Origin of the sequence: Vibrio sp. 10N.239.311.G01, from assembly GCF_041465805.1 — a bacterium.
Lineage (GTDB): Bacteria > Pseudomonadota > Gammaproteobacteria > Enterobacterales > Vibrionaceae > Vibrio > Vibrio crassostreae_C.
This window is the reverse complement of sequence record NZ_JBFSRM010000044.1, coordinates 1-19,461: the sequence shown is the minus strand read 5'-3', so window position 1 is coordinate 19,461 and position 19,461 is coordinate 1. Positions and strand designations below refer to the sequence as shown.

Below are 19,461 nucleotides of genomic sequence, written 5' to 3'. Positions count from 1 at the left end.
AGACAATTAGAAATTCAAAATCGATAAAAAACAAGCAACCAGAAAATGGCTTTCTTGGCTTATGTCTAATGACCTCATCTACAAATGCATCCCATAAAGCGCTGTCGTTACTAGACACTTCTTGAAACAATAGCCGCTGATCCGGTTTGATATAAACTGCTGAGTCAGACTCATACCATTCGAAAAAATCATTCTTCGCAGTTCGAGTTTGATCCATTGGCTTGATAGCACTGGAATTAAGTAAGAACTGAGTTCGACCCGCATACTTATTTCCAATCATCAAGTAAATAGGCTTGTTGTTTGATTTCGCCAAAAGAGGGCGAATGACCATAGCTAGCGCTTCTTCTTCAGTTTCAAGCTTAAGCGCTTTGCTGTTGTTTTTTTTCTTTAGCCATAAAGTGATCTGAAACAACGAATAAAAAAGTGTTACCGCACCTAATGCGATCCACAGGTAAAACTTATCTGTTATATCTAGCCAGAGGATATAAATAGCAGCGATTGTAGCCGCAAGAAAGAGGAAAATGGCTGTCGATATAACAACAGGGTTCCTCATTAGTTTGTGTTTTAACATAAGCCTATTTCGTTGTTTTAAGTGTGTTTTATGATCTGATTTGAATGCTATTTTTTAGTGCTACGGTTGCATTGTTTTAAGCTCAGATTCCAAGGTTTTTATTTTGTGCAAATAAACGTTGAGTATCCGAAGAGATTTCTGAAGTTCTTTTTGTTGTTTTTCTTTCTCTGCATACTCAATGCGACCAATCAAAGGGAAAAGGGAGTTACTGTATTCGTAAGCTCGCGCTGTTTTTTGACTTTCGCTTCCTCTTATTACATTTGCAAATACAGTTCTTGCATCTGAGAAGCGTCGATGAAGTTGCATGTAATCCGAATCTAATTTTTCTTTCTGACTAGTGAATTCTTGACGTAAACGTAAAACTGACGATGAATCTGGGTAGAGTTTTGTTAGGTCAGTAGTCAATTGATCGAGAGCATCAATTTCATACACTTTTACAGGGTTAGTCGACCAATCTTTCATCAGATTGTCTAATTGGTTTACGACATTAGGTCTTACATCGTTTGAAATTGAAGCATATTCATATTTTAACGAGTGTGTTATTTCGCTTAACTGAGGGATGTTTGATGCGACTACTTTTCTAGTAAGCACTTTCAATTGGTACTGTTCATAAAGGAAATGAGAGGACAATGCCAGTACAAGAAACCCGGCTAATAAATAGATCACTAAATAGTTCGACGTTGATTTCTCGTCTATCTTGGGAGCAATAGCTGGCTTACTGTTAGATACATCAATTTTAATTGCGGTTGATTGAGTAACAGGGGGTATCTGTCTATTCTCTTGTGCCGCTAGCCTTGTTTGACTCGCTGCTTCACGGAGTTTCGCTTCATTTTCTTTATGTTCATCTGCCCATTGCTTTAAGATTCTGCGAACTCCACCTAGTGAAGGTGCTTTTATTCCATAATGGAGCCTAAGTTCCTCTTCTATTCTTAAACATAAACGGTGGCAAGTTTCGATCAACAAAATGTCGTCAGAGCTAGTCTTAATGTTCTTAATCCGTTTTTCAGTGTGCTCGACCATCCAATCAATCGCACCGATCCTTGCGTTTGATTTGCTTACTTCAGGATATGCCGTGAACCAATAAACGACACACAAATCTAAGATTGAGCTGAGCCCCTCGGCTAAACCTTTTAAACCATCATTATGCGTTGCTGCGACGGTAAAATAGCAGCTACATCGAAAGTCTTTGCTATTTTTGGAGAGTATTTCCTTAGACAAAGACTGAACTTTTCTCCAAGAAACTCGACCTGTAACCTTATTTAGGTTATTAATTTGACGTTTTATCTCAGCGAAATCATCTAACGCATTTGGGTTAGTTCCGCTAGGTTTTTCTTCATCAATAGGTCGCCTTGTGAAATCCGAGGAAAACATAATTTTAATATCCAACTGTATATATAATGAAATCGAAAAGTAGGATTGACTAATAAAGTCACTCATACCTTATTTATATTTCTATATTTTTTAGCGATTCTATATTCAAAAAGGATAATTTGAATGTTAAAAGATTTGAAAAGCTGTTAAATTAAAAAATTATGTGATGCTATTCACAAAAAAAGTCGAAATTAAGTCTCTTTCAATGTTGGGTTTTATAAAAATCAGTGATTTGGATCACGTTTACAGCGTTTCTGTTGGAAAATGTTATGCATATTACTATTGATGTGTGTGGTTGTTCGCTGGTCAATAATCGATACGGTCAATCATTTCTAGAAATATTAAGTAATACTAAATTAGCAAAATATCTCGAGGTCATTATTATGTGAACAAAGATAAATGCGTAGGCATGCTTAAATTTTTTAATTAAGAAAATGCTAATTTTATGTGCGTTTAACATTGAACAGGGTCATAATTATTGATAATTTTGATTTTATAATTGAATTTAACCGGTGAATGTGCGTAATGCATTTTCTTATAGATATATCGTTTTTTTTACTAGTTATAATGTCGTAATTAGTGGGTGCGACCGACTCCTTATTGTAAAAGACATAATACTTGCTATCTTGCGCATCTAGTTAATATATGGATGAACTCAGAGGGGAAGCATGCGAAACCTAAGTAAAATCGGTCTAATATCCACAATGTGTCTTTTTTCGTCCATCGCAATCGCGAAGGGTGAAAGATATGGTGGTTCAGTAAATATGCTGAGCATAGACACTATAGAATATGAAGAAGGACCGAGTGGCCAAGTAGATGCTCTGCGTTACGGGTTCGTCCATACACGTCCAATTGATGAAAGTAACAACCGATGGCGTTGGTGGCTAGGTTTTAATTATTTGGCTGAAGACGACATCGAAGCTCCAAAGAATGGCGTTTATAACGAGGTAACCAATTACGAATTTCGTATTGTGCCTCAGTATGCTTTAGGTAGCTGGTCGGTGTTCACACCTTATATAGGTGCAGGCTTGTCTTTAGGTTACTCGCAATACTCAAACCGTTGGAAAGTTGACGAACAAGGCTTTCGTGACGGCGAACAACTTGAAGATATCGATCAATTTGAAGCTGGCGCTGTTGTGACTTTTGGTAGTGTGATCAAGTTAGGAAGTAACCCAGACGCTCATTTACAAATAATCCCGCAAGCTTCATACATCTTACCTTTTTATAACGAAGGTCTAGGTGGTGTCGAGTTTAGTGTTTCTCTTCTGTTTTAAAGGCTATTCATGCGTATAAATCAATTGGTTTTGGTGATCTCGAAGTGCCCTGAAGAATATGTTGGAGCTAAAAGTATCGAGATGCCTGAAGAAGGTGGATCTCTAGGGCGAGAAGCAGGTTGTACAGTGACTTTAACGGATCACAACCGATTCATATCTGGTACGCACTGTCTATTGAGTATATATGGAGACACTTATTACATTAGTGATGTGAGTACAAATGGCACATTGGTTAATGGTAATAAGATCCTAAAGAATCAACCAGTTTCGTTGTGCGATGGTGACAGAGTTTCTCTCGGACAATATGAAGTGAGTATTTCTCTTGAGTTGGTAACGACTTCATACGACATAGCTTCTGAAATAGCGCCAGAAAGAGATTCAACAGACCCTTTAATGAACTTGGAAGAGTCCGTTGTTGAAGAAGAGACTGAGGCAGGCACGCTAGAAGATCTCTTTATGGAAACGAAACCTGATGGTGTTGAGACCCATGATCCCGTCGAACACTTAAAATTCTCAATGCAAAGAGATGATGACTATCTTGTTAGAGACGAAAGCAACGATAAAAACCTTACGAAGTCATCGACAGAACATCAAAGGCAAGTCGTTGATGACAGTCTGAGTATCCATTCTGAGTTTGACCTTCCTAGTCTGATTCCTGAAGATTGGATGGGGATGGAAGAAGAACAGCAGGCGAGCCTGAAAGCTAAAGATGTCGCCGATGATCAAGCTAAGATATCGAACCGTTTAAAACCAGCAAGCGTTGAAGGTTCAGATCTGAAGTCAGATACACCTAACGGCAGTTCAGGGACTCTCAAAAATAAACTACCAGAAGTGCCACCTGTCACTATTATACCTCATTCTACAAACATACAGAGCCATAAGTGGGAAGAGGTGACACAAGAATTTGTCTCTCATACCGAACCCCAAGAGCAGCCTGTTGAAAGTGAGAGTAGAACTCAGAATAATATCGCATTGAGTGAAACTTCTTACGAACATGAAAATGTAACACATGCATTCTTTGAAGGACTGGGTGTTGATTTAGAGTCTGACACGAAATATGACGCTCTATTTTTTAAACAAATGGGCGCTTGTTTACGATTGTGTATCGATAATTTGTACAAAGATTTACAGAGTGTTGAAGAGCTTACTGACGAAAGTTCATTTGCCCACAATGATCTTAGCCTAACTACATTGATGTTAACGCTAAATAGTCAAAATCTATTGGCTCCAAATGAGCTAATTGAACAGATACTGGATGAACTTAGCGAGCACGATACCTTATATGCGAAGGCAATTAACGATTTGGTATTGGAGCAACTAAAAGCGAATGATCCTCAGCAGTTTGCAAACACTTTAAGCCAAGAGACACGCTTCCTTAGTAAGTCAAAGCTATGGCAAAAGTACAGCGAACATTATGAGCAGAATACTCGACAATTCAATGAGTCGACATTTAAAGCGTTGATGAAAGACAGATACAGTAAGGTTGCAAAAGCTGATCATGCGTAAACTTATAATCCCCATTACCTTGTTTCTATTATCAGGTTGCTCTATGTGGGAGCAATTTAAAGAATCATCTGGAATTACACCAGAAACATCTTCAATTGAACTCGTGATAGAAGCGTCAGAACTTCTCAATGTACGAGAGCAGGGACAATCTTCGCCGGTCATTCTGAGAGTTCATGAACTCACTTCACCTGTTTTATTTCGTAGTTTGGATTTCTTTGCTCTATTCGAAAATGATAAAGCGTCCTTAGGTGATGAGTATATTAAACGATATGAATACCAACTGCAGCCGGGCGATGAGCTACATGAGATTTTAGAGTTAGATCCAACGACGCGTGCATTAGGTTTTTCTGTGGCATTCAGAGATATTGATGGCTCGTCTTGGCGGAAGGTTGAAGTGATCGAAGAAAAAAGTGAGTACTTTCTGAGATTAAAAGTAGAGGGTAGTGAATTATCTTCGAACAATACTCGCGGTATTGAACAGACGTATTTTTAAGGAACTGACGAATGTCTTTATATAACCCAGTTGTTTGGCAAGATGGTATGTTCATGAAGCCTCAACACTTTCAGCAACTCGATAGGTCTCAAGGCAAGTTATCTAACATGCTTAGCTCTAATAGCTCTCCCTTACACTGGGGAGTGAAAAAAATTGAGATTAACACTGAGCTACTGGCACTTGGCAAAATCGGGATCACACGAGCAGAAGGTATCTTACAAGACCGTACTCCATTTGATTTACCGCTTCTTGCTGAGCTTCCAGAAGTAAGAGATGTTGACCCTTCTATTGCGGATAAAGTGGTGTATTTATGCTGTCCACTGCCATCAGAACGATCTGAACTCTTTGGCGGAAATGGAGACGGTGCTCGCTATAACATGGAAACCCAAGAAGCCGTAGATGCATGTTATGAATCAGAAGATATGGCAAGTATTGTGGTGGGTAAGCTTAACTTTTTCTTAATGTACGATCATGAAGATAAGAGCGCATATACATCAATTCCCATTTTGAAAATTTCGGAAGTGAAGCCAGACGGAAGCATCATTCTGGATGACAACTATATTCCGACGTGCATTGATATTCACGCATCTACAGTTTTGAGCAAGTTCGCGACGGAATTCGCGTCAATGCTTAAACACAGAGCCGAATCGATTGTTCAGCGTTTAGGTGTGGTTGACCAGCAGGGCGTATCGTCTGTTGCTGATTTTATGTTGTTACAAGCCTTGAATCGTTATGAGCCGTTGTTCTGGCATTTTGCAAGTGTGGAAGGCGTTCACCCAGAGTCATTTTATCGGATCCTGTTACAAGCGGAAGGTGAATTATCTACACTGTGTTCCGCATCTCGTAGACCACAAGAGTTTACAAAATACAACCATAGCCAACTGACCGATTGTTTATCTCGTACGCTTGATAGCGCGAAAATGACATTAAGTGTTATGTCAGAACAACGTGCAATACCTTTAACATTGAGAGAGCAAAGCTATGGAATTCGAACTGCAGCAATTCCAGACAGTAAAATTGTCGAATCTACGACGTTTATTCTTGCTGTTAAAGCAGACGTACCACTTGATATTCTGCATACGCAGTTTGTAAGCCAAACCAAGATTGGTTCGATCGACAATATTCGCGATTTGATCAACTTACAATTGCCGGGTATTGAAATGAAACCAATGCCAGTGGTACCTAGAGCGTTGCCTTATCATGCCGGATATACCTATTTTGAGCTCGATAAAGCAAGTGACGAATGGAATGCATTGAATAACACCGCAGCAATCGCAGTCCATATTGCTGGCGACTTCGCGAACTTATCACTACAGCTTTGGGCTGTACGTTTATGAGTTACGCCGAAAACGACGTCACCGTAGTACTATTTCAACCAGAACCAGGCAAACCAATGGAGGTTATGCCTGCACCTGATTTATCTAGAAATATTGCGGTAAGAGACCTAAACGTGGAGAGCATGGGTGTTAACCCGTTGGTCGATCAGTTTACTTGGTTAATAGCCAGTCTCTCATGTATGTCTTCGATTCCTTGGTTGGACGATCCTGGTCCTTTTAGAGAACAAGTTGCACGAGAAATTCGTAAAGGTGAACGAAAGCTCAATGAAATGGAGTTGGATCGGGCATCAATATTGGTTATACGCTATTGCTTATGTGCAGCAATAGATGAGTCTGTGTGTAGGCAAGAGTGGGGGGCAAACAGCCATTGGAGTACAAACAGCTTATTGTCGGAGTTCCATAACGAGACATCTGGCGGCGATAAGTTTTTTACTATTTTAGAGCGCTTGAAAGCTGATCCACGAAAATACAGACACGTTATCGAATTCCTTTATTTATTGCTTCAACTTGGGTTCAAAGGCAAGTACGGCCGAGAAGAGCGCGGTAACGAAAAGCTTTCAGACATAGGAAACACAATTTATCGCTTAGTCCGAGACGAGCGTTTAGCCGAACAGGAAAAAGTAACGTTAGTTAACTTAAAGGCGAAGTATTTAAAAAAACCGCTCAAACGGGTTATTTCTCCTAAGTTAATTCTTGGCGTCAGTACAGTAATCTTTGGTGTTATGTATGCCGCGACTTACTTGGTCATTGACCTAAAATTTCAGCAGCTTCTGGATGTGTATCAGTAGCATCAGATTTAATTGTGAGATCTTCTGTCCGTTTTTAAAAATAGACTCGAAGTAACAGTCTCATCCTTCATTTTCACTACGTACTTAGAGAGATTGCAGCCTGCGATCTCTTTTATCATACATCTATTGAAATTTAATTGGATTTACTATGGGCGTAACAGTTTGTGCGAATGGACTCAGCGTAGTTCATCAAGGCTCAGGAGGAGAAGCGAACGCAACACTCCCTGATGTTTGTTTAACAACAGTCGGCAAACCTGTTGTTCCTATCCCTTATGGTAACAATGCAAAGTCCGCCGATTTAGTAGGCGGCACCACGACCGTCTCTATGGATGGCGGTAACAGCATTGCTATTAAAGGCAGTAAATTCAGCGCCAGTACTGGCGATGCAGGTGGTGATAAAAAGGGCGTAGCCTCAGGCACTATTGAAGCCGAGGCCGAATTCATATCCGCTTCTCCTACCGTTAAGTTCGAAGGTGTCGGTGTATGCCGCCTTTCTGATCAAATGACCATGAATAAAGCCAACACCATGTGTTTAGGCGGTGCTCAAAACCCTTCGGTTTCTGTGACGGAAGATCAGGAAGGGACGTATACGGTAGACCTGTTTCTTTCTTATTCTGATGGAGAACCTGTTCAAGGGGCTACATATAAACTGATTGATCAAACCGGCGCTTCCTTTGAAGGTACATTAGATAATGTAGGCAAAGCTTCGGTGAGTGGGGTTGCACCTGGTGAATTTAACATTGACTATGGTGAAGATAGTCGCGAATTCATGCCAAACATCCCAACTAAAACCAACCCTAATTTCAACCCAAATGCGAATGCCCAATTAATTATTGAAGAAGCCAAACGAGGTGAGGTTGGTTTCTGGGAAAATTCTTGGAAGAGAATGTCTGGCGCTGCCAGCTGGATCTGGGGGGTAATTTTAGGTGACTTTAATGATGATGCATCGGTAGAGCAAATCATTGCAAACACAGCGCTGACAATGATCCCCGTCGTAGACCAAGCAGCGGATGTACGAGACCTCTCAGCAAATATCATGACACTATTAAGTGAAGAAGAGCGAGATAAGCCAGAAAATTGGTTGGCACTCTCTTTGACTTTGATTGGCTGTGTTCCAACGTTTGGTAGTGCAGTTAAAGGTACATGTAAAGTCGCTTTGAAAGGTGGTAAGGGCACATCGAAAGACACTTTACTCGCGGTACTTCGTGGTATGGGTAAAGGTGACCCAGAAAAGTTCTTACGTACATTAGATTGGGTTGATTACGCCAAGCAGGCGAGCAATATTGTATCTGATGTTCTAAAACCTTGTATCGAAGTGGCGAGTGAGCTTGCTTCTTACGCCAATCGCATGGGAGCAGATGAACTAGCAGAATACTTCTTAAAGCTAGCCGATGAAGTGAAAATCATCGATAAAATGGTGCCGGATAAACTAAAAGAAGCGATGGGTGAGTTTGATAAGCTTTTTGCTCGAATCTTAGATAAGGGTGAGAAAACTTACCCAGCAAAAGTGAAACATAATACCGGCGAGTCTGCTCAGTCAGGAAAGAACTCTGCAAAGGCGAATGAAGAGAAAGATAAAAAGCCTGTTAGGTGTAAGATCTGTCGCCGAATTGCAGGGAAGAAAAACGGTCAGTGTAAAGACGCATTAAAAGCTAGATATAGTTAAAAGGTAAGAGCTATGCCAATAAGAGAAGGTAAAGGCAAGTGGGCGCGAAGCAGCAGTTTGAGAGACTCAAAAGTTAAAAAACACCACCCATTAAACTTCAAGTTAAGATCTGTTGCATCCCATCACGTTGTATCTTGTGACTCGCTATCTCGGCTGTCCGAAGCTAGACAGCAACAAATCGTGAGGAAAGGGTATGATGTGAATCATCAGAAAAACTTGGTAATTTTACCAACTGTAGATGAAATATCATGTCAATATAGTGTACCGCTACACAAATCTGGGCATACTGACAGTGATTTAATTGCACACTATGAGGAAAGGACTGGTGAAGAAGTTGAGGTTGAATTGGCAAGCTTAGCAACAGCTCCGGCTTCTAGAGAGTCTATTCAAGAAGATGTTGTATCACTAAACGCTGCACTCGGTTACCATAAAGTTGTTGCTAAGAAATTGGCCTTTAGGCTGAAATCAATCAATTGCGACACACTTCCTAAAAACTATATTGAAACAATTGATGATGTTTCTATTGAAATTCTCAGTGATATAGCGAGTTTTGACCTTTTGTTGATAAGCAGAGGGAAACTAATGGAAGAAGGTGATAAAGGATGTGCGCGTTGTATTAAAAAATCTGTCCGGCATACGCATTACATAAAGCGTTTTAGATCACTCTTCAAGCTCAAAAAGCGAGTTCCTGAGCAAGTAACGGTAGATTCATTTAGCTATATACCCGGAAAATATCGCCTTATGAGTGTAAGAGAACAAAGCAAGATAATCACCAAACAATAGAGAGGTATAAGATGGAGTTTTCGGTAATCTCAGAGGACTTTATGAGAAGTCCTACTGCGTTCCAATGTGTGGACACTCGGGAGTTTCTATATAGTACAAACAACTACCAACCAACAAGTTCGGAAAGCCCAATTCTGTGGGAGGATAAGAATATAACTTCTACTATGGTCCATCCAATAGCAGATAATGGTGATATCTGTGTCACAAAGGGGTTTGCGGAACTTGTAATGAGTTTTGATCCGTATGGTGTAGAGTTTTATCCTGCATCACTATCGACTAAAGACGGAGATATTACAGAGCGATATATACTAGCTTTGAATAACATACAAGATGTCGTCGATCATGAACGAAGTGTTGTAGAAGTATCGCCAAATAGTGGAAACCTAATCATCCACCGCTTGTTTCTAAGCTCTGAAAAAATATCAAATATTCCATTCCAGAAACGAGTCGTTTATAGGGCAAAGGGGGCTGATACCGCAGTTTTTTTTGCGCCAGAGATCTATGATTTACTCAGTAATGATTCTAGATTTTCTTTGGTTAGAAAAATGAAGAAGAATACATCTATGCGCGCACCTAAGTTTTAGGAAAAAATAATGAAAGAACAATATCATTTACTAACTAAACAAGACCTAGGTAACTTCCCGTTCCAACAAAGCCCCAAGCCAATAGTGCCAGTAGAGCCTGATTTACTGCTTGAAATGACGTTTTCTCCAAAGCTATTTATCATCAGCGATGTTGCATCAAAAGTGGAGAAACTGGTCATACACGGAGTAGAGTGGTTAGACGCGCGCGTGGATTGTTCTCCAAGCCAACCAACAGATGATCAAATTAAAGTTTACGAAGACTATCGAGTGCCTTATATCCATCAAACTTATAAATTGACGGATAAAGAAAAACAATACGGCAAGTTGAACTGGTTAGACATTGAGTCAACGGAGTTTGATTTTTCTAAGTTAGAGAATATTCCACTCGAAGAAAGGCTGATCTTCAAACTAGAAGAAGATTATGGTTTGGTTTTTATTCACCAAAGCGTGATTGATTTACTTAAGCAACATGTTAATGATGTTTGGGTTCGAGATGTATAAAATGAAAGCGCCTGAGGCGCTTTTTTTTAAGTCATACTGGTTACGTTAACTTCTGATACATAGCAATAGTTAAGCACTTAGATCTTTTCAATCTCGGGCAGGGTGTATACCTTCATTGATTCAACGTTAGGTTGATAGACACGTAATAAGAAAGACCAGTTGTCTTTAGGGGTGTAAGCAAAGTTTACGTTATTACCATCCGCATGTTTTTTACAGTCTAAACCACCGAATACCACCGTGAATGTACCGTCTTCGTTTTGCGTCAGTCCTTGATTGGTCGAAACGATGTTATTCTCGTTCGACATGAGATAACCTTTTGAATCGTAGACAGTGATTGAGTAATAACCTAGGTCACTAGCTAATTTAGGTGCTTCGTATGTCGCTTGGTAACATTGTTCACCTTTGGCATTCTCTAGTGTGTAAGGTGCATACATTGCGGTGTCAGCTGTCGATAGGCCGAACGCTCCAGCAATTGTGTAAGTAGTCTTTTCCCAGTCAGTCACATCTTGCGCTCGGTATTGAACTGTATCGTATGTGTCATTTAACTTATCGTATTCTGGCATTAATGCAGTACGAACTGCTTCCATAGCCTCAGTGTTTGGCTTTGGCAATCCTTCAAGATCTTGACCACCACCGATAATTTTCACTTTCGGCTGAAGCTCTTCTGTAATCCGTTTAACGTTTTGTTTTGTTCCATCTGTCGCAAAACGCAAGCCTATCAGCACATATTTTGTATCGAACATTTCAGGAGTGAACTCGTAAGTTCCTGCGCCAACCTTATAAAATGGTTGAGTGTGGTTCATATCTTGAAGGTGAAGTGTAACCAATTTCCCATCGTTCTCAGGTACAACGACTGTAAATGGTTTGGAGGTATCGATAACGCCCATTGAGTACAAGTGATCAATGGATGGTGATACAACCCAACGAGTGTCTTTGTTCGCCAGTTCTTTGAAGTGATGAAGGTTGTTTAAGCCTAACTTAAAGTTGCGAGCAAAATTGTCAGCAAACCAAATGCCTTCTTGGTTTATGTACTCATGCACCGTCATACCATGATCTTCTGGGTTTACCGCCCACGAAGAAGAGTCAATGTTAGCAAAGACGTCTTCAATTGATTTATCTTCATTGTTAAAGCTGGTTGTGGACGTTCCTGCAACCGTAGAGAAAGACGTGACCACTAATAAAGAAAGTAGAGTTTTTTTCATTTTTAAATACCATATTCTGTTTTATTAAGTTGAGGTAATGGTAAGTAAAAGTTTGGTATTTATGAAATGACTATATAGAATCACAGGTATGACAAATATGTTATACCTGTGAGGTTGGTACTTTGAAAGCTGCGCTAAACAAGATCGATTTGAACCTACTTAAGGTTCTACATGTTTTGATAGAAGAGCAAAATGTTACCCATGCTGCGGAGCGACTTTTTCTTGCTCAGCCTTCTGTGAGTCGGAAGTTACGGAAACTTCGAGAGCAGCTTGATGATGAGCTCTTTGTTTCGACTCCACAAGGAATGAAACCTACCTACAGGTGTAATCAAATCGCAGAGTCACTCCCTGACTTAATTGCGCTGCTAGAGAAAACATTAACTCCGGTAAAGAAGTTCGACGCGTACAGCCACGCTGGGCATATCTCTTTGGCCATTAATCCGCTTTTAGGACAGTCATTGCCTCATATCTTGTTTCTATTCCTTGCCAAGCATGCGCCGAACGTGACATTTTCTTGCCACATATGGAACCAGAATACGCTTGATAATTTAGCGAAAGATAACATTCAGTTAGGCATTAATTACGACGTCCCAATAGGCAGCAAGGCCATATTGCATAAACATTTGGCCGAAGATCACTTTAAGTTGTATGCGAATAAATCCCATCCTATTCATCTGAAGAAGATTGTAGAATTTGAATATCTTTCAGAATGTCGATTTGCAATTGCACAGTTGGCTGAGTGGAATGAAAAAGAGGGGATGATGGAAAACATGTTGGTGCAAAGAGGATTGAATTATAACGAAGTCTTTCGTTCCGAAATAATCTCAAATGTCGCAGCTGTGGCAGCGCAAACCGAGGCTCTATTTCCAACTTCAGAACTGTATATCGATAATACACATAACCTAGTTGAAGTTAGTCATGCGAGGCTCCCATCATTCAATAGCAAGCAGATTTTGCTTTATCAACACAAAAAAAGGGAGTCAGATCCTTTCTACTTGTGGCTACATGAAAACATAGTCCAGTTGGTTGATGGGTTAGGTTAGTTGTCCTCCTGGCAACTGTTTAACTCGATACATCGCTTTTTCTTAGAGTGAGCGCCATCACCAGGTACTTCAAGGATATTTCAACGAGTTTGTTTCAGTAAGTTCGGGGGTAATTCTCTATCTGTAACCGTTGATAAACTTAGCTCGGCGGCAACGAGCTCATGTGTGTTTGTATTGACTGCAATATGAAGCTTTCGCCAGACTCTACGCTTCCCATCCGTCCCGTGTTTTTTGACTTTCCATTCACATTCACCATAAACCTTAAGGCCAGTAGCATCGATGGCTAGGTGCCGTATTGCTCCTCTAGCTTTAGTCTTAAATGAGGCCTCAACTTGCTTGGCTCTACGAATGATGTAGGTGTAATGCGGACAACTTAACGGCACATGGGCTAACCAAAATATCGAGACTACAAATCCTTGCAGCGCTGTCAGTGGCATAGAGAAAACTCGTTTCACCATGAGTGCTGTCGTGATAGCTAAATCATTGAACCGACATGGCCTAAACGCGCGCTTATTCTGTTTGCTCTGCGTCCACCCGACTATTGTCTCTTTATCAATCCAAAAGGTCAGAAAGCCTCGATTAATAAATGATTGGTTGTATTGTAACGAGGTTTAGGCACAGAGCTACGAGAGGGGGTGGGCGTAGCTGAACAGGTCGTAGGTTCTAGGTTTAGTTCGATTGAATTACACAACAAAGCCAACTCTCGATATGGAATAGAACGCTATCTAGATAATGAAGAATAATAGGCAGCAATATCTTTTAAATCTTGTTCAGAAAGTCGACTTAATTGAGCCTTCATCATGTCAGCGTAGGCACCTTCACGTTGGTCGTTCTTATACATTGTCATAGTATTGAACAAATAGAGGCGGTCTTGCCCTTTAAGGTCTGGGGAGTTTTTATTCGTGTTGTCGCCAGCAACTGAATGGCAAAAAACACAACTCGGGGATTTCAGTTTACCGAGTTCTGGATCACCAAAGTTGTCTGCGTGAAGTGTGAAAGAGAGGGAAGCAGTTAGTAAGATTAGATACTTGTTGTACACGTATATACTCCTGTGAAAACAAAAGTATAAAGCTTCCCCTTAGGGGAAGCTCAAGTATTAATAGCGATAGATGAGAACTTTGCTGAGAGTTACAGCGCTTTTTCTAATTCCGTTAGGAATCGAGCAATGTCTTCTGTACTAATATCACGGTGAGTAACAAAGCGAACAGGATTACCTGGTGACATAGTAATACCTTGTTCACCTAGCTCTCGTGCGATGCGGTTGATATCTACTGATTCATCTAATTTAGCAAACACAATGTTAGTTTGGATGAAATTAGGGTTAACAGAAAAGCCTTCTAGCTTGTTTAAACCAATCGCTAGATTTTTTGCATTGTCGTGGTCAGCTTTAAGTTGAGCCACGTTCTCCGTGAGCGCCATTTTCCCTGCTGCGGCAAGAATACCTGCCTGACGCATACCGCCACCCACCATTTTACGTAGGCGGCGTGCTTTGGCGATGTACTCTTTACTACCAAGAAGTAGTGAACCGATTGGAGCGCCTAAACCTTTCGATAAGCAAATCGTCATAGAATCGAAGTGTTGTGCGATCTCTTTAATGTGAACATCTAATGCGACTGCTGCGTTATAGACGCGCGCGCCATCTAGGTGCATTTGAAGTCCGTGTTGGTTTACGAACTCACGTGCTTCCGCTAGATAAGACATTGGCAGGACTTTACCATTGATCGTGTTTTCTAAACTAAGAAGCTTGGTACGAGCAAAGTGGCTGTCGTCGGGCTTAATCGCAGCGGCAAGCTTTTTAAAGTCTAAAGTACCGTCTGGGTTATTCTCGATTGGTTGAGGTTGGATAGAACCAAGGACCGCAGCGCCGCCAGCTTCGTATTTGTAGTTGTGCGCCTGCTGGCCACACAGATATTCATCACCACGCTCACAATGCGCCATTAAGCCAAGAAGGTTGGCTTGTGTACCTGAAGAGGTAAACATTGCCGCTTCAAAGCCTGTCTCATTTGCTGCCCACTGTTCTAGTTCGTTGACGGTTGGGTCATCGCCATAAACATCATCGCCCACTTCTGCGTTTGCCATTGCGTCACGCATAGCTTGCGAAGGTTTAGTTACGGTATCAGAACGAAAGTCCATGTTTCTCTCCTAGAGTACTTTAGGTAGCCATATAATTGGCTATAGATGGCCACATAGTTGGGCTTTACTTAAACAAGCGATAGTTTTGGTATCAGTGATTTGATCGTGTCGTATTTTATCGTGCAGTTCTTCTAAACTCAGTTCGATCACTTCTATTACTTCATCGTCATCGCATTCAAAGCGGGTAGTGAGGCTTAAGTCTTTTGCGACAAACAGATGTTGTATCTCATCACAGAAGCCAGCCAAAGGGGTGACTTGCCCCAAGCTTTGAAAAGAAGTTGCACTGTAACCTGTTTCTTCTTCCAGTTCGCGTTGGGCACATTGAAGAGGTGTCTCATCTATTTCCATCGTACCTGCGGGTAGTTCCAAAAGCCATTTCTTTAGAGAAGGGCGGAACTGGTTAATGAGGATGATTTTTCCAGACGAAGTGATAGGAAGAATAACGGCCGCGCCAGGGTGATTGATTGTTGTATGTTTTACCACGACGTTCGTAGGGAGCGTCACGTTCTCCTCTATGAGAGAAATACTTTTCCATTTATGGATAACTTTACTCATGCAGTCTGGCCACATTCCTTGCCAATTTTTCGTATAACGGAAGACGTGCACCACCATAACGTCTATGGTGTCGAAAATAAAAGAAAAATTAGGTTTCGTATTAGATTTAGTTTCACGCCGTTCGTGATGTTACTCTCATAATTGGAATCTATGATTGCGCCAAAATTACCGACGTAACCATCTGATATAAATGCAACTCAATAATAAAATGCACTTGTAACAAAGCGCTAACAAATGTATAAAAACAATTCTACACTCTCAACTGTTCAAAGATTTTCGGAGTAACGCATGAACCCTTCTATTTCTTCACATGCTGACAAGGCGCTACTCTCTGAAAGAATCAATAAATTAGCGCATGCTCTGTCTGATGGTGTCTACGAAAGAGAAGACACCATTAAGCTTTGTTTACTGGCTGCTTTGGCTGGTGAAAGCGTGTTTCTATTAGGCCCTCCGGGCATCGCAAAAAGCCTTATCGCGAAACGTCTCATTCAGGCTTTTGATAACAGCAGCTATTTCGAATATTTGATGACTCGTTTCTCTACTCCCGAGGAAGTGTTCGGCCCACTAAGTATCCAAGAATTAAAAGACAACGGTCGTTACGTAAGACTAACCGAAGGCTACCTACCAACTGCACAAGTCGTCTTCCTCGATGAGATCTGGAAAGCCGGCCCTGCAATCCTAAACACGCTACTTACTGTCGTTAACGAAAAGACTTTCAAAAACGGCAGTGATATTGAACGTGTACCAATGCGCTTGTTGGTATCTGCATCTAATGAACTTCCAGACGAAGACAGCGGCCTGGAAGCGCTTTATGACCGTATGTTGGTTCGTGTGTTTGTAAACCGTATTCAAAACAAACAAAACTTTAAATCGATGCTGACGACTGGCACATCTCAAGAAGCTGTTATTCCAAAAGGCTTGGCGATCACTGACATTGAATACCATCAGTGGCAGAAAGAGCTCGACAAGTTAGAGCTGACCGATAACTCGTTTAACAAGCTGTATGAACTGAAAACCATGCTTGAGGAAACAGTTAAGAAGCAAGGTTCTGCATCAGAGTCTGATTTGTATGTATCCGACAGACGTTGGAAGAAGGCCGTTAAGCTATTGAAAGCGAGCGCCTTCTTTAGCGGGCGAGATAGCGTGAACCCGCTAGATATCATGCTTCTGCAAGATTGTTTATGGCATAGCCCAGAATCACGAGATGTGGTACGTAGCGTGGTTAAAGACTTTGCATTGAACCGTGCGTTCGATCAGCAAGAGTCAAAAGCGCAAATCGAAATGTCTCGTGAAGAGTTAGAAGAGATTCAAGACGATGTTGAATCGACGCTATCTGTTTCGCTTTCTATGGAATCAACCAGCGGCTTGTTGCGAAAAGACGTTTACCAGAATGATATCAAGAACGCGAAAATGTACAGCGTGGGCAGTGCATACAATCTAGTTAAACTGGTTATGCTACAAAGCAACATGTCGGTGTCTGAATCAGAGAAAGGCGATAGCCGTTGGGTATACGTAGCCAAAGACGATTTTGATCGTGTTCTTAAAGAAGGTCACGGCGATATTTACGGTTACGTAAACGAAAATAAAAACCTATGCCGTTTAAAACTCGACTTAGATGCCTCGAACCAATTAGTGATTAAAGACATTGCCAATCGCTCTGTCTTGGTGAGCGTTGTTACCACAGATGGTTTGGATCAAGAACTGTATAACAAGTGGTTAAGTGGCGCTGAAAGAGCGCTAGAACAGTTAACCGAAGCGGAATTCAAGTTAAAACGCGTTCGCACTGAATTCCATGATGCGTTACCTCATAACTATATTGACCCTGATTTACCGAAAGCGATGGAAGCAAGTTTGCAAGCGGTAACGCAAGATCTTGAAACAACCAAAGTGAAGAGCAGTAAGATTGCTCAGCGTATTAAGTTTATGAGCCAGTACTTCGAGTAAGGGGAGAGCATATGTTAGGAGCAGACGGCTTAAACCTCGCTTTGATGGTGGCTGATTCAGGAATCATTGATACAGCGATGAATGATCTCATCGCTCGTTCTCAAGTCATGATGGCTGCAGAGAACAAAGGTGTGAAAACATCAGTGAAAAACCACTTAGTCAAATGGCGCGGTAAAGTAAAAAAACGCGTCACCAAGGTGTGTGAAACTGATCGATTCCAAGAGGAAATCGCCCTTTATCAAGAAGTGATTTACTGGGATGAACCTCAGTTCTTTGATGAGATAGACAGTGTTATCAAAAAGCTCGAGTGGCACTCAGCGTTTTATCTACAAGCTCGACGCCTTATGGAGAACAACAAGGGTGTTTATAACGCGATGTTTCCACACTACTTTTGCGACCAATGGTACCAATCACTTTCTGATGCGATTAAACAAGCTCAAGTAACTGAACTTGAAACAAGCAAAGAAAAAGTCTTAGCCGATCTTTATCAGCGCATGGAAACCATGAAAAACATGGATAAAGTGACTGAGTCGGGTGATGAAGGCAGTGTAGGGCGCTTGTGGGACATGGCTTCTGCCAAATTAAGCAAAACAGACCTTACCATCATGAAACGTCATGCTGAGTTCTTGAATAAGCACAAGGGCTTGCAAGAGATCGCTGAAAAGCTAGGCCGTATGGCTGGTGAGGAAGATGATCCTTCGCTACACAAAGCCCCTGTAGAAGAATTGCAGGTGGTTGAAGAGAAAAGCGATGAAGCGGTCGATGATATTGTCGGGATTCATGAAAGTGATGACCTTAACAAGATGCTGCCAAACGAAACCATGTTCTTAGCTTATCCTGAACTTGAGGTTATCTTTTACAAGCACTTGGCCGACAAGCGTTTACTGAGCTATCGCTCGCAAGGTAAATCACGCACGTTACGCAAAGTGAAGGCGCAAAAACCAGATAGCAAGAACATCGATATTGAAAAGGGCCCGTTTATAGTCTGTGTGGACGCTTCGGGTTCTATGAGTGGTTTCCCTGAGCAGTCTGCTAAAGCAATGGCTTATGCCTTAATGCAAATTGCTCTTGCAGAAGAGAGAGACTGTTATGTGATTCTTTTTTCTTCTGAGCAGATTACCTATGAGTTAACAAGGCAAGATGGCCTACGTGAAGCGAGCGACTTCTTAAGTTACTCATTCCACGGCGGTACGGATTTGGAACCTGTTCTCATGAAGTCGATTGACCTAATGACTGGTGATAAATACAAGAATGCCGATTTAATCGTACTTTCTGACTTTATTGCGCCGAAACAATCAGACGAAATGATTGCTCAGGTTGAAAAGTTGAAAGAACACAAAAACCGTTTCCATGCGGTTAGTCTTTCTAAGTATGGCAACCCTCAACTTATGACTATGTTTGACCACTGCTGGGCGTATCATCCGAGTCTTGTCGGTCGTTTTATGAAGAAGTGGTAGCGCTAGAACATCTTGTTTAACTCGATTTTGCTGTGTGTTTTTTGATTAAAGAGATCGAACATGCAGCAATTTGATTTAAATGTCAGCAAACGGAATTTAAATTCACTTTTTTGTTTGACTATCTCCCCTCAATCCGTAAAGTAGGCACCCGAACACAGCGGTGCGGCTTACTTAAGTCCCTAAAGTGTTGAATTAAAAAAGGCGCCTTGGCAGAGTGGCTATGCAGCGGATTGCAAATCCGTGGACCTCGGTT

Annotated in this window: 17 protein-coding genes and 2 pseudogenes; 12 read left to right on the top strand and 7 right to left on the bottom strand. The window is 41.2% G+C overall.

Translation table 11 applies throughout. The features are described 5' to 3' along the window. Together AB6D06_RS21550 and AB6D06_RS21545 are read right to left on the bottom strand one after the other, a co-directional pair. Nucleotides 1-571, bottom strand: a pseudogene (locus tag AB6D06_RS21550) (type VI secretion system membrane subunit TssM); the annotation flags it as partial. A gap of 60 nt (nt 572-631) precedes the next feature. Continuing rightward, nucleotides 632-1,942 carry a type VI secretion system ImpA family N-terminal domain-containing protein gene (locus AB6D06_RS21545; protein WP_017062576.1) on the bottom strand — a complete coding sequence of 437 codons (1,311 nt, stop codon included), beginning with the start codon at nt 1,940-1,942 and terminating at the stop codon, nt 632-634. Nucleotides 1,943-2,610: 668 nt separating this feature from the next. Between AB6D06_RS21545 and AB6D06_RS21540 the strand changes: the two genes are divergently transcribed. From AB6D06_RS21540 to AB6D06_RS21500, 9 genes are all read left to right on the top strand, one after another. After that, nucleotides 2,611-3,216: a hypothetical protein gene (locus tag AB6D06_RS21540; protein ID WP_372111800.1), complete on the top strand. Its 606-nt coding sequence runs from the start codon at nt 2,611-2,613 to the stop codon at nt 3,214-3,216. A 9-nt stretch (nt 3,217-3,225) separates the two neighbouring features. After that, nucleotides 3,226-4,722, top strand: a complete 1,497-nt coding sequence (locus AB6D06_RS21535; RefSeq protein ID WP_372111798.1) for an FHA domain-containing protein — start codon at nt 3,226-3,228, stop codon at nt 4,720-4,722. Beyond that, entirely contained in the window at nt 4,715-5,215 is a 501-nt protein-coding gene (gene tssJ / locus AB6D06_RS21530; protein WP_029222546.1) for a type VI secretion system lipoprotein TssJ, read from the top strand. Before AB6D06_RS21535 ends, tssJ begins: the two co-directional genes overlap by 8 nt. A gap of 11 nt (nt 5,216-5,226) precedes the next feature. Further along, nucleotides 5,227-6,552 (top strand): type VI secretion system baseplate subunit TssK, encoded by a 1,326-nt coding sequence (gene tssK / locus AB6D06_RS21525; protein ID WP_017062572.1) that lies wholly within the window; start codon nt 5,227-5,229, stop codon nt 6,550-6,552. Then, nucleotides 6,549-7,340, top strand: a complete 792-nt coding sequence (gene icmH / locus AB6D06_RS21520; RefSeq protein WP_029224648.1) for a type IVB secretion system protein IcmH/DotU — start codon at nt 6,549-6,551, stop codon at nt 7,338-7,340. The genes tssK and icmH overlap by 4 nt, the downstream gene beginning before the upstream one ends. 148 nt (nt 7,341-7,488) lie before the next feature. Next, complete coding sequence (locus tag AB6D06_RS21515; RefSeq protein ID WP_372101391.1) at nt 7,489-9,006, top strand: PAAR-like domain-containing protein; 1,518 nt, start codon at nt 7,489-7,491, stop codon at nt 9,004-9,006. 12 nt (nt 9,007-9,018) lie between these two features. Continuing rightward, nucleotides 9,019-9,789 carry an AHH domain-containing protein gene (locus AB6D06_RS21510; RefSeq protein ID WP_372101389.1) on the top strand — a complete coding sequence of 257 codons (771 nt, stop codon included), beginning with the start codon at nt 9,019-9,021 and terminating at the stop codon, nt 9,787-9,789. Between the two features lie 11 nt (nt 9,790-9,800). Continuing rightward, complete coding sequence (locus AB6D06_RS21505) at nt 9,801-10,373, top strand: hypothetical protein (protein ID WP_017064534.1); 573 nt, start codon at nt 9,801-9,803, stop codon at nt 10,371-10,373. 9 nt (nt 10,374-10,382) lie between these two features. Then, entirely contained in the window at nt 10,383-10,874 is a 492-nt protein-coding gene (locus AB6D06_RS21500; RefSeq protein ID WP_371725160.1) for a hypothetical protein, read from the top strand. Between the two features lie 77 nt (nt 10,875-10,951). On the opposite strand, the gene AB6D06_RS21495 is transcribed toward AB6D06_RS21500, so the two are convergent. After that, complete coding sequence (locus AB6D06_RS21495) at nt 10,952-12,076, bottom strand: DUF1254 domain-containing protein (protein WP_372111790.1); 1,125 nt, start codon at nt 12,074-12,076, stop codon at nt 10,952-10,954. Between the two features lie 122 nt (nt 12,077-12,198). On the opposite strand from AB6D06_RS21495, the gene AB6D06_RS21490 reads away from it, so the two are divergent. Beyond that, nucleotides 12,199-13,119, top strand: a complete 921-nt coding sequence (locus tag AB6D06_RS21490) for a LysR family transcriptional regulator (protein ID WP_076668635.1) — start codon at nt 12,199-12,201, stop codon at nt 13,117-13,119. Nucleotides 13,120-13,202: 83 nt separating this feature from the next. Here AB6D06_RS21490 and AB6D06_RS21485 read toward each other — a convergent pair. From AB6D06_RS21485 to AB6D06_RS21470, 4 genes and pseudogenes are all read right to left on the bottom strand, one after another. Further along, nucleotides 13,203-13,721, bottom strand: a pseudogene (locus AB6D06_RS21485) (IS5 family transposase); the annotation flags it as partial. A 119-nt stretch (nt 13,722-13,840) separates the two neighbouring features. Then, nucleotides 13,841-14,158 carry a cytochrome c gene (locus AB6D06_RS21480; protein ID WP_017064539.1) on the bottom strand — a complete coding sequence of 106 codons (318 nt, stop codon included), beginning with the start codon at nt 14,156-14,158 and terminating at the stop codon, nt 13,841-13,843. 89 nt (nt 14,159-14,247) lie between these two features. Next, on the bottom strand, nt 14,248-15,252 hold the full coding sequence (gene ltaE / locus AB6D06_RS21475) for a low-specificity L-threonine aldolase (RefSeq protein ID WP_372058358.1): 1,005 nt from the start codon (nt 15,250-15,252) through the stop codon (nt 14,248-14,250). Between the two features lie 39 nt (nt 15,253-15,291). Further along, complete coding sequence (locus AB6D06_RS21470; protein ID WP_017062564.1) at nt 15,292-15,807, bottom strand: NUDIX hydrolase; 516 nt, start codon at nt 15,805-15,807, stop codon at nt 15,292-15,294. Between the two features lie 288 nt (nt 15,808-16,095). On the opposite strand from AB6D06_RS21470, the gene AB6D06_RS21465 reads away from it, so the two are divergent. Beyond that, complete coding sequence (locus AB6D06_RS21465) at nt 16,096-17,751, top strand: ATPase RavA domain-containing protein (protein ID WP_050634205.1); 1,656 nt, start codon at nt 16,096-16,098, stop codon at nt 17,749-17,751. An 11-nt stretch (nt 17,752-17,762) separates the two neighbouring features. Further along, a complete protein-coding gene (gene viaA, locus AB6D06_RS21460) occupies nt 17,763-19,208 on the top strand; it encodes an ATPase RavA stimulator ViaA (protein ID WP_017064542.1) in 1,446 nt (481 codons plus the stop codon). Nucleotides 19,209-19,461: the final 253 nt, after the last annotated feature.